We start from the raw sequence: 10458 nt of genomic DNA, 5'->3' as shown, positions 1-10458 counted from the left end.
GCTGTCGTAAAGGTGCCTTAATTTCTGCAAAGGTCGCAGAAATACGGCAAATCGAACCCTTCGCTGTTCGATTCGCAGTATGCGAGCGTTTGTCAACAAGCTGAAACCTCCCGTCATGCAGGGAGGTTTTCTATTGGAACTTTCCATCTCTTTACTGAGTCCTTTTTTATGAATAAGAAAAATAGGTGATAAGGTTGATACGTAAAAAGATGTGGTTCAGCATCGGAATTATTTGTTTCATAGCTGTATTTTGCTACATCCTAACAGGACGCTGGATGGAATCGGGAAAGTCTCCGGTCGCTGACGGTACGAATGAGTATGCCATTGTTTTAGGTGCAAAAGTGAACGGAGAAAAACCATCGCTCACTTTGCAATATCGTTTGGAAGCGGCACTGTCGTATGCAGAAAAGCATCCGGATGTCATCTTTGTTCTGTCTGGTGGGCAAGGTCCTGATGAAGGAATTAGCGAGGCAGAGGCAATGCGAAGGTTTTTGACGGGTAATGGTATTTCAGAAGAGCGTCTTTTATTGGAAACGAATTCGACTTCGACATATGAAAACTTAACTTACTCAAAAGAATTGCTGCCAAAGGGTGTCAAGGATATCACAATTATTTCAAGCGATTTCCATTTGGCGAGGGCGAAGTGGCTTGCCGATTCCATTGGACTGTCCGCAGATGTGATCCCTGCCAAAACGCCTCTTAGTACGAAAGGGAAACATGAAATACGCGAGCGGCTCGCTTTAATGAAAACGTATGTAGTCGGACATTAAATTCCGCCTTCGTTCGATGCGAACAAAGGCGGATTTTTTTATAATTGATCGATCGGATGAAACTGCGGTTTTCGATTGGAAAAGGTAGCAATATAACGGAATCCGATAGACTTCAGCAAATCAATCGATTCTTTAAATTGGAAAGCGATGTCCTCGGGTTTATGGGCGTCCGATCCTAACGTGATGATTTCTCCGCCGCATTGCTTGTACAATTTCAAGACGTCTTCGCTTGGTAATCCGTGAGATAACCCGTAGCGAACGCCGGACGTATTTAACTCGATCCCTTTACCTAAAGGAATGATCGTTTCAAAAATGCTTTGCAACAGTTCATGGAAAGGATGGCTTGCCCGTTCCTTCGCATATCGTTTAATAAGGTCAACATGGCCCAACACAGAATAGTCTTCAAAGTTCTTGACGCAATAAAGAAGTTCTTCATAATATGCTTGGAACGCTTCGTCAATTGTTTTTCCTTTAAACAGCTCCCCGTAATGCAACCCTTTTCTCTCCACTGTATGCATCGAACAAATGATGAAATCAAACCGTTCCATTTTCAATAAATCTTCATAACGCTCTAAAATATGAGGCTGGACTCCAATTTCTATTCCTTTTTTAATGCGGATCTGCCCGTCATAGCGTTGCTGCAATTCGTTAATTTTTCTTGCATACGACCGCTTATCAATATCAAAAACAAAATCGTCATCGGGATAATCATAATCAATATGCTCGGTAAAGCAAATTTCCGACAACCCCTTTGTAATAGACTCTTTCACCATCTCTTCCATTTCTGCGCGGCAATCCGCAGAAAAAGCGCTATGCATGTGATAATCAAACATGTAAAAATCCCCCTATCAGTTGACAAATTAAAAGAATAGATTTATAGTACTTTATAACTTTAGCGTAGTAAAGTGAGAAAGTGGGTGAATGAAATGAAAATAGACGAAACATTTGAGCGAGTCTCGGAATTGATGTGCGACCAATTCTCGAAATATGGCTATCGCCGAATGAAAACAGCCGCATTTCAACCGTATGAGCTTTATGAAGACGCAGATAGTTTTGTAAATCGCAAAGATATGGTGAAAGTAATCGATTCAGATGGAGAAGTACTCGTTTTGCGTCCAGATGTCACGATTCCGATTACAAAAGAATTGTCTCATGGCAATGATCGGCTGACAAGTGAGCACCGTTTTTATTATTTACAGGAAGTATTCCGGAAGCCTTTCAATAAGGACGGGAAAATTGAAAAGACGCAGGCTGGAGTTGAGTATTTTTGTGAAAGCTCACCGGAAGCGGATGCAGAAACGATCGCGTTGGCACTGCACACATTAAAGGAATTATCTTTTACAGAAATGAAAATAGAAATCGGGCATACGGTGTTTTTTAATGAGTTGCTGAGCGGTTTGCGATTGACTGACTTGGAAAATCGTCAAATAAAGGAGTTCATACAGGCAAAGAATATCACTGAAATTAGCCTGTTATTAGACAAACTTGGGTTAGTGGAAGAGAAAAAAATAGCAATTGAACAAATCCCCTTTTTGTACGGCAAGCCCAAAGATGTTTTAAAAAAGGCATGGAATCTTCCTCTTACAGAAGAAATGGCAAAAACGCTTTCGTATCTTGAAGAAGTATACCGGCTCCTATCTTTGTATGGATGGAAGGACGATTTGACGATTGATTTCGGTTTGATCAATTATATGCATTATTATTCGGGGATTCTATTTCAAGGATTTGTGGAGCAATACGGCAAGCCGGTGTTAATGGGCGGTCGTTACGACTTTTTAGGAAATCGATTCGGAGCGGACCTTCCTGCAATCGGGTTTGCTTGCGAAGTTGAGTCGATTGTTGAGGCGTTAGGAGGTAAGGAAAGTAGTAACTCTCATAATGTCGATCTGTTCCTTGTTTATGACTCAGTCAAATTGGAAGACGCTATACATATAGCAGATACGTTGCGCAAATTAGGATACCGGGTGCTATCCGTTTCCGTTGAGAAGGAGCGTTTCATAAATTGTCAATCAAGCAATTACGTTCGGCTTACGTCTGGTGGGAATTTTATCAAACATCGTGAAACAGAAATCATGTTTTACAAATTGGATGATTTATTGGCATTGTTAAAAGTGGAAGGGGACGTTTTATATGAAACTGTTGACGATCGCAATGGCAAAGGGGAGAGTCGCTGACGAGGCGATTCAGCTAATCGAGCGGACAGGGTTGTATTTTCCCGACTATCATAATGAGAGTCGCAAGCTTTTGTTTACGGATGATCGTAAGCATATCAAATTGATATTTGTAAAAGCGGTCGATGTGCCAACATACGTGGAAAAAGGAGCAGCTGATATCGGTTTGGTCGGAAAAGATGTTTTAATGGAAGATCCGAAAGAAGTGTATGAATTAATGGATCTTGGTATTGGTAAATGCAAATTATCCGTAGCGGGCTTTGTAGGCGCTGAAATAACGGAATCTTCCTATCTATCAGTTGCTTCAAAATATCCGAATGTAGCGAAAGCTTATTTTGAAGAAATGAATATACGTACGGACATCATTAAGCTCAATGGTTCAGTAGAATTGGCACCGCTCATAGGTATGGCGGATGTCATTGTCGATATCGTTGAAACAGGAACGACATTGAAAGAAAACGGCTTAACTGTTTTAGCGGATATTGTAGATATAAGTGTAAAGCTGATTGTCAATAAAGCGAGCTATGCAATTAAGACGGATGAAATTCAGCAGTTTATGAAACATTTATATGCAGGGCTGGAGGTTCGCATATGAGAGTGATCGATACTGAAACGTTTTTAAAGGAATGTAAACTGAAGAGCAGCCAAGATGTAGATTTTGAGTTGGATCGTACTGTCCTTTCGATCATTGAAAATGTGAGGAAAAAGGGTGATGCTGCTCTACATAGTTATACTGAACAGTTTGACGGTGTGCTGCTAACAGAAATTGTAGTTTCGGAAAATGAGTTCATCGAAGCGAATGAAGCTGTCTCAGAATCTTTTCGTACTGCGATTCGGCGGGCAAAGGAAAGAATTACTGCATTTCATTTCGAACAGAAAGAACGCTCATGGTTTATTGGAGAAAAAGACGGGGTTCTATTAGGGCAGCAAGTGACACCGATCGAGCGAGTCGGAATTTACGTTCCTGGGGGCAAGGCGGCGTATCCCTCGACCGTGTTAATGAATGCGTTGCCTGCAAAAATTGCAGGAGTTGAGCAAATTGTCATTGCCACCCCTCCGCAGCCGGATGGCAAAGTGAATCCATACGTTTTGGTCGCAGCGAAAGAAGCCGGGGTCGATCGGGTATATAAAATGGGCGGTGCACAGGCGATCGCGGCATTGGCATATGGAACAGAAAGTATAGAAAGAGTGATGAAAATTACAGGGCCAGGAAATGCATATGTTGCCCGAGCGAAAAAATGGGTATTTGGTGATGTGGCGATCGATATGATTGCAGGGCCAAGCGAGATTTGTATAGTAGCAGATGAAACGGCAAAGGTAGAATACGTAGCTGCTGATTTGCTTTCTCAAGCGGAACACGATGAGCGTGCTACTGCTATATGCATTACAACGAATAAGAAATTTGCGCATAAGCTTTCCAATGAAGTGCAAAAGCAGTTGCTAAATTTAGAACGAGCCTCAATTGCGGCATCGTCAATTGAGGCTCAGGGAAGAATTATCGTTACGAACTCTATTGAAGAGAGCTTGCAGCTATTGAATGACATTGCCCCCGAGCATTTGCAACTAATGGTTAACAAGCCGATGGAGCTATTGCCTAAAATTTGCAATGCAGGTGCGATTTTTTTAGGAAATTACTCGCCTGAAGCGTTAGGGGATTATATGGCTGGACCGAATCATACGTTGCCGACAAGTGGAACAGCAGCATTTTCATCTCCGTTGGGCGTTTATGATTTTGTAAAAAGATCAAGCATAATCCATTTTACAAATGAGGCTTTTAACATCGTTGCGGAGGACGTTGTGCAATTGGCTGCAGCGGAAGGATTAGCAGGGCATGCGAATTCAATAAGCATACGTAAGGGTGGATGAAAATGAGACAACATAGCGTTGCGAGAAAAACTGCGGAGACGTCAATTGAACTCTTTTTTTCGATCGATGGCACCGGCCAGACGAATATTCGGACAGGGGTAGGTTTTCTGGACCATATGCTCGTTTTGTTTGCGAGTCATGGACGGTTTGATTTGACCGTTGTTTGCGATGGAGATCTTGAAGTAGATCAGCACCATACAGTGGAAGATGTCGGTATCGTATTAGGGCGGGCGTTTCAGCGAAGCATTGGCAGCAAAGAAGGGATTGAAAGGTATGCGACTGTGACTACGCCGATGGATGAGGCTTTATCTGCGGTCTCTCTCGATATTAGCGGCAGGCCATACCTTCATTACAACGTGGATGGCTTGAAGGAGAAGGTCGGTCAATTCGATACAGAGTTGGTGGAGGAGTTTTTCTTGGCGTTCACGAGACATGCAGGTGTAACGTTGCATATTAATTTGAAGTATGGAAAGAACAGCCACCATATTATTGAATCGATTTTCAAAGGAGTCGGAAGAGCTTTGCGGATCGCAAGCACTAATGATCCTCATAGGAAAGGTGTTCCATCGACAAAAGGAGTGCTATAAGGGGGAAAAGAAATGATTTTATTTCCGGCAATCGATGTGAGAGGCGGCAAATGTGTCCGACTCATTCAAGGAGACTATGATCGAGAAACGATTTATCATGACGCACCAGAAAAAATGGCGTTAGAGTGGCAAGAACAAGGGGCGGAGTGGATACATGTCGTCGATTTGGACGGCGCGAAAACCGGAGAATTCATAAATCGGAAAGCGATCGAGCAAATTCTTCAAAAAGTAAATATTCCTGTTCAAGTAGGTGGTGGCATCCGAACGATGGAACGGGTCGATGCTTTGATCCGTTTAGGAGTGAGCAGGGTCATTATCGGAACTGCAGCTATTAAAAATCCGCAGTTCGTTGAAGATGCTGTTCGGAAATATGGCGATCGGATTGCTGTTTCAATTGATGCCCGAAATGGGTACGTTGCGACGGATGGATGGCGTAATGTCAGTGAAGTAAAAGCTGTAGACCTTTTGATGAAGTTAGCCGCAGCAGGCGTTCAAACGGTTGTCTACACAGATATTGCGAAGGATGGAATGCTGTCTGGACCGAATTTCAATGAACTGCAGATTATGAATGAAGAAGCAAATGTCAATTTGATCGCATCTGGCGGCGTTTCATCAGAACAGGATATTGTAAAGCTGAAAGAGATGGAACTATATGGTGCAATTATCGGGAAAGCCCTATATGAACAACAAATCGCATTGCGATCAGTACTGGAGGTTGGAATGAAATGACTGTAAACCGAATACTCCCATGTTTGGACATTGACAATCGCAAAGTCGTAAAGGGCAAGAATTTTTTAGGCGTTAAGGAAATTGCTGATCCTCTTTCTTTGGCGAAAAAGTATGTTGCGAATGGTGCGGATGAATTGGTGTTTTACGACATTTCAGCAACTGTCCAAAACCGCGGCATGTTTTTGGATCTGATTGCAGAAATCGCAGCGGAAGTGCCGATTCCTTTTATTGTAGGGGGCGGTATTCGGGCAGTAACGGATATTGAAGCAGCGTTGAATGCTGGAGCCGATAAAGTATCCATTAATAGCGCAGCGCTTAAAAATCCGGAACTTATTAAAGAGGCAGCTGCACGTTTTGGTTCGGAACAGATCATTTTATCAATGGATGTAAGAAGGACAGGGGAAGGCATGTGGCATGTTTTTGCTCAAGCCGGTATGAAAGAGAGTGGTTTGGATGCCATCGAATGGGCAAAAGAAGGAGCGCGTTTAGGAGCAGGTGAAATTGTTGTAAACAGTATTGATGAAGATGGTGTGAAGGAAGGATATGATTTGCAATTGACAAAGGCGATTGCAGAAGCAGTCGATATTCCCGTCATTGCAAGTGGTGGCGCAGGTAAAATGGAACACTTCCAAGAAGCGTTCACAGAAGGCAAGGCGGCAGGAGCGCTAGCAGCTTCGGTTTTTCATTTCAATGAAATTAATTTAAATGATTTAAAGACATTTTTGGTAAATGACAGCGTTGCAGATAAGGTGGATGTATGATGGAAAATGTTCAGTTTCATAACGATGGGCTCATACCGGCAATCGTGCAAGACGTACGTACCGGTGAAGTGCTAATGTTAGCCTATATGAACAACGAAGCACTGAAGAAGACAGTTGAGACAGGGGAATCTCATTTTTTCAGCCGGTCGAGGCAAGAACTATGGCATAAAGGAGCAACATCGGGCAATCGGCAAGTCGTCAAGAGGATTTCGGTTGATTGCGATCGGGATGCAATTTTACTGGAAGTTGAACCGATCGGGCCAGCTTGCCATACAGGAAAGACGTCATGTTTTTATACACCGCTATACGGCGAGGGGCGTTCGATCCGCAATGTCGTCCATGAGATTGCTGATGAAATAAAAGACCGCAAGGAGAACCCTGTTGAAGGATCTTACACATCGTATTTATTCCTAAAAGGCATTGACAAAGTGCTGAAAAAGATTGGAGAAGAGTCGGCAGAAGTTATCATCGGAGCGAAAAATAGCGACAAGTCCGAGCTATCCAACGAAATAGCGGACTTGCTTTACCATTCGCTCGTTCTAATGGAAATTTCCGGTGTAACAATTGAAGATGTGAAAGCAGTCTTAAGGGAGAGAAGGACGAAGAAAGAAGCGGTGCGCAATGGTTAAGCTTTGGAGCAGTATGGCTAAGCGAGCGATGCCTTATATTCCAGGAGAGCAGTTAAATAGAGCGGATACAGTCAAATTGAATACGAATGAAAACCCGTATCCTCCAAGCCCATCTGTAGTTGAAGCCATTAGAGGAGAGACTGGTGATGCTTTACGGCTTTATCCATCACTGACTGCAGATCGGCTGCGCAGTACAATAGCGGATTATTATGGTGTTAAAGATGATGAAGTGTTCGTCGGAAACGGTTCGGATGAAGTGATCGCATTTTCCTTTATGGCATTTTTTGAGCCGGGCCGGACAATTCGTATCCCGGATATAACCTATAGCTTTTATCCAGTATATGCAAAGCTTTTTAATATTCCTTATGAGGCAGTTCCTTTAAATGAGGATTTTACTTTGCCGATAGAATCTTTTTATCAATCGGAAGGCGGTGTTATTTTTCCAAATCCGAATGCCCCAACAAGTTTATATATAGACCTAAAATACATCGAGCATATTGTGGAAGAGAATCGAGGGCGGGTAGTTGTGATCGATGAGGCGTATATCGACTTTGCAGGCGCTTCTGCGGTCGGACTTATTCGCAAATATAACAATCTTTTAGTCGTTCAGACAATGTCCAAATCAAGATCGTTGGCAGGAATGCGTGTTGGCTTTGCAATCGGTCATCCGTCTTTAATGGAAGCGTTAACCCGTGTCAAGGATTCTTTTAATTCCTATCCGATCGATCGGCTCGCAATGGTTGCAGCGGAAGCATCGTTTAAAGATCAGGTCTATTTCGAGAAGACGAGGAGAGCAATTTTAGTAACGAGAGAACAAGCGAAAAAACGTTTGACGGAATTAGGGTTCGATGTGCTCCCATCTCAAACGAATTTCCTTTTCGCTACTCATCTAACAGCTGATGCAGAGGAATTGTCGGTGCGCTTGAAGAATGATGGAATTTTAGTCCGTCACTTTAACAGTCCGAGGATCGAGCGATACTTAAGGATTACTGTTGGTACCAACGACCAAATGGCTATTCTGTATGAACGGTTGCAGCTGCATCTTAAAAACATAGGCGCCTTGTCTGTTCAAAAACTGCTATAATGAGAGCAGTTCAATGGAAAGGGTTGCATTTGAATGAATTTTCCAAAGTTCATAGACGTAGCGTTAATTATCTTTTTAGGTTATTTTGCAATTGACCGTTTTTCGAAAGGCCAAACAGGCATCGCGATAATGTTCACTGTTCTGACGTTGATGAATGTTTTTGTATTAACAATGAAGATCAAACAGGATCGCGCAATGGCGGAACAGAATAGAAATGGAAAATGAACTGCATGCTTATATAGCTGCAGTTTCAGACTGTAGACTGAGTACTTTTTCACTTTGTCTACAGTCTTTTTAAGGTTTGTAGTCATGAGATAGGGGTTTTCCTATCTTGGCTTGAAGACGCTTGCCAAGGAAGGCAACCTAAGAACGCCACGTCCTAGAGGTGCCTTAATTTCTGCAAAGAACACAGAAATACGGCAAATCGAACCCTTCGCTGTTCGATTCACAGTATGCGAGCGTTTGTCAACAAGCTGAGCTGTAGTTTTTTATTTGGAAGGAAGGTTTGAATGCACCAGATTCAAGCTGTACTTGAAATGATAGGTGACTGCTGATAAAACGGTCCGAAACACGAGGCATCGCTTGTAGCTTGAAAAAATCATTAGGAAGTTACGCATAGAGTAAGCAAGCCATTCAACTCGCAGCTTTCCATATCCACTTCATTATGCTATACTGACTGAATGCAAATCTGATAAGTGAGGAATTGACATGAAAAAATCAATTTACGGATTGACGTTAGATCAACTGACGGAATGGTTGATGGATCAAGGACAAAAAAAGTTTCGTGCTGCGCAAGTTTGGGATTGGCTTTATAAAAAGAGAGTTCAATCGTTTGCGGACATGTCGAATATAAATAAAGAATGTATCCAGCTATTGGAAGAGAACTTTACAATTCAAACATTAGAGCAAGCAGTTAAGCAAGTTTCTGAAGATGGAACGATCAAGTTCTTATTTAAATTGATGGACGGCAACTTGATTGAAACGGTGCTAATGAAGTTCCCGTATGGCTATTCGGTTTGTGTGACAACACAAGTCGGCTGCAATATTGGCTGCAGCTTCTGTGCGAGCGGATTATTAAGAAAGAGCCGTGATTTGGATGCAGGAGAGATAGTTGGCCAAATTATGAAAGTGCAGCAGCATCTTGATGAGGCAGGTAACGGTGATCGTGTCAGCCATATCGTTGTCATGGGGATTGGCGAGCCATTTGATAATTACACGAATTTGATGAATTTCTTGCGTGTCGTCAACGACCAAAAAGGATTGTCAATTGGAGCGCGTCATATAACAGTATCAACGAGCGGTCTCACTCCCAAAATTCGCGAATTCGCTGAGGAAGATATTCAAATTAACCTGGCTGTATCGCTCCATGCACCGAATAATGAACTGAGAACACAAATTATGAAAATTAATAAGGCGTATCCAATCGAAAAATTGATGGAAGCGATCGATTATTATTTGGAATCAAAAAATCGAAGAATTACATTTGAATACATTATGCTTCAAGACGTCAATGACCATGTTGAAGAAGCCCTGCAATTGGCGAAGTTGCTACAAAACAAACGTCACTTGTCATATGTGAACTTGATTCCGTATAATCCTGTCGACGAGCATGACCAGTATCGGAGAAGCAAGTCTGAAGATATTAAGGTGTTTTATGAAACGTTGAAAAAGAAAGGCATTAACTGTGGCGTGCGCTTGGAACATGGCACGGATATTGATGCAGCTTGTGGTCAATTGCGAAGCAAGCAAATAAAAAAGGTTCTAAATCAAATGTTGGGGTGATGTGATTTGCACGTCACCCTTTTATTTAGATACCGCTGAGTAATGTTGATTTGCGCTACAGGGCGGACGCTTTCCGCCG

General features: G+C 42.5%; 12 protein-coding genes. 11 read left to right on the top strand and 1 reads right to left on the bottom strand.

Annotation, left to right across the window (positions count from 1 at the left end; translation table 11 throughout):
• The first annotated feature begins 275 nt into the window (after positions 1–275).
• Positions 276–770: a YdcF family protein gene (locus ACFQ38_RS12150; protein WP_336822151.1), complete on the top strand. Its 495-nt coding sequence runs from the start codon at positions 276–278 to the stop codon at positions 768–770.
• Between the two features lie 38 nt (positions 771–808).
• Here ACFQ38_RS12150 and ACFQ38_RS12145 read toward each other — a convergent pair whose 3' ends face one another.
• Positions 809–1603 (bottom strand): histidinol-phosphatase HisJ family protein, encoded by a 795-nt coding sequence (locus ACFQ38_RS12145; RefSeq protein WP_381481161.1) that lies wholly within the window; start codon positions 1601–1603, stop codon positions 809–811.
• A gap of 93 nt (positions 1604–1696) precedes the next feature.
• On the opposite strand from ACFQ38_RS12145, the gene ACFQ38_RS12140 reads away from it, so the two are divergent.
• The 10 genes from ACFQ38_RS12140 to rlmN all read left to right on the top strand — a co-directional run bounded on the left by ACFQ38_RS12140 (position 1697) and on the right by rlmN (position 10379).
• Positions 1697–2944 carry an ATP phosphoribosyltransferase regulatory subunit gene (locus tag ACFQ38_RS12140; RefSeq protein ID WP_381481159.1) on the top strand — a complete coding sequence of 416 codons (1248 nt, stop codon included), beginning with the start codon at positions 1697–1699 and terminating at the stop codon, positions 2942–2944.
• A complete protein-coding gene (gene hisG, locus ACFQ38_RS12135) occupies positions 2901–3536 on the top strand; it encodes an ATP phosphoribosyltransferase (protein ID WP_381481157.1) in 636 nt (211 codons plus the stop codon). Before ACFQ38_RS12140 ends, hisG begins: the two co-directional genes overlap by 44 nt.
• On the top strand, positions 3533–4807 hold the full coding sequence (hisD, locus tag ACFQ38_RS12130) for a histidinol dehydrogenase (RefSeq protein WP_336822155.1): 1275 nt from the start codon (positions 3533–3535) through the stop codon (positions 4805–4807). Before hisG ends, hisD begins: the two co-directional genes overlap by 4 nt.
• Before the next feature lie 2 nt (positions 4808–4809).
• Positions 4810–5394 (top strand): imidazoleglycerol-phosphate dehydratase HisB, encoded by a 585-nt coding sequence (gene hisB, locus ACFQ38_RS12125; protein ID WP_381481155.1) that lies wholly within the window; start codon positions 4810–4812, stop codon positions 5392–5394.
• 12 nt (positions 5395–5406) lie between these two features.
• Entirely contained in the window at positions 5407–6123 is a 717-nt protein-coding gene (gene hisA / locus ACFQ38_RS12120) for a 1-(5-phosphoribosyl)-5-[(5-phosphoribosylamino)methylideneamino]imidazole-4-carboxamide isomerase (protein ID WP_381481153.1), read from the top strand.
• Entirely contained in the window at positions 6120–6884 is a 765-nt protein-coding gene (hisF, locus tag ACFQ38_RS12115; RefSeq protein ID WP_381481151.1) for an imidazole glycerol phosphate synthase subunit HisF, read from the top strand. The genes hisA and hisF overlap by 4 nt, the downstream gene beginning before the upstream one ends.
• Complete coding sequence (hisIE, locus tag ACFQ38_RS12110; protein WP_381481149.1) at positions 6881–7513, top strand: bifunctional phosphoribosyl-AMP cyclohydrolase/phosphoribosyl-ATP diphosphatase HisIE; 633 nt, start codon at positions 6881–6883, stop codon at positions 7511–7513. Before hisF ends, hisIE begins: the two co-directional genes overlap by 4 nt.
• On the top strand, positions 7506–8597 hold the full coding sequence (hisC, locus tag ACFQ38_RS12105; protein ID WP_381481147.1) for a histidinol-phosphate transaminase: 1092 nt from the start codon (positions 7506–7508) through the stop codon (positions 8595–8597). The genes hisIE and hisC overlap by 8 nt, the downstream gene beginning before the upstream one ends.
• A 33-nt stretch (positions 8598–8630) precedes the next feature.
• The gene (locus ACFQ38_RS12100; RefSeq protein ID WP_336822161.1) at positions 8631–8822 is read left to right on the top strand and encodes a hypothetical protein; all 192 of its coding nucleotides are present in this window, start codon (positions 8631–8633) and stop codon (positions 8820–8822) included.
• 483 nt (positions 8823–9305) lie between these two features.
• A complete protein-coding gene (gene rlmN / locus ACFQ38_RS12095) occupies positions 9306–10379 on the top strand; it encodes a 23S rRNA (adenine(2503)-C(2))-methyltransferase RlmN (protein WP_381481145.1) in 1074 nt (357 codons plus the stop codon).
• The last annotated feature ends 79 nt before the right edge of the window (positions 10380–10458 follow it).

It is taken from the genome of Sporosarcina contaminans (genome assembly GCF_042679045.1).
Taxonomy (GTDB): domain Bacteria; phylum Bacillota; class Bacilli; order Bacillales_A; family Planococcaceae; genus Sporosarcina; species Sporosarcina contaminans.
Note: the sequence above shows the minus strand (reverse complement) of the source record. Positions and strands in the feature narration are given on the sequence as shown.

Coding starts and splice junctions, on each gene's coding strand:
- hisA (WP_381481153.1), top strand. CDS start 5,407: ATGATTTTATTTCCGGCAATCGATGTGAGAGGCGGCAAATGTGTCCGA.
- ACFQ38_RS12140 (WP_381481159.1), top strand. CDS start 1,697: ATGAAAATAGACGAAACATTTGAGCGAGTCTCGGAATTGATGTGCGAC.
- rlmN (WP_381481145.1), top strand. CDS start 9,306: ATGAAAAAATCAATTTACGGATTGACGTTAGATCAACTGACGGAATGG.
- hisG (WP_381481157.1), top strand. CDS start 2,901: ATGAAACTGTTGACGATCGCAATGGCAAAGGGGAGAGTCGCTGACGAG.
- hisF (WP_381481151.1), top strand. CDS start 6,120: ATGACTGTAAACCGAATACTCCCATGTTTGGACATTGACAATCGCAAA.
- hisD (WP_336822155.1), top strand. CDS start 3,533: ATGAGAGTGATCGATACTGAAACGTTTTTAAAGGAATGTAAACTGAAG.
- hisB (WP_381481155.1), top strand. CDS start 4,810: ATGAGACAACATAGCGTTGCGAGAAAAACTGCGGAGACGTCAATTGAA.
- ACFQ38_RS12145 (WP_381481161.1), bottom strand. CDS start 1,603: ATGTTTGATTATCACATGCATAGCGCTTTTTCTGCGGATTGCCGCGCA.
- ACFQ38_RS12100 (WP_336822161.1), top strand. CDS start 8,631: ATGAATTTTCCAAAGTTCATAGACGTAGCGTTAATTATCTTTTTAGGT.
- hisC (WP_381481147.1), top strand. CDS start 7,506: ATGGTTAAGCTTTGGAGCAGTATGGCTAAGCGAGCGATGCCTTATATT.
- hisIE (WP_381481149.1), top strand. CDS start 6,881: ATGATGGAAAATGTTCAGTTTCATAACGATGGGCTCATACCGGCAATC.
- ACFQ38_RS12150 (WP_336822151.1), top strand. CDS start 276: ATGGAATCGGGAAAGTCTCCGGTCGCTGACGGTACGAATGAGTATGCC.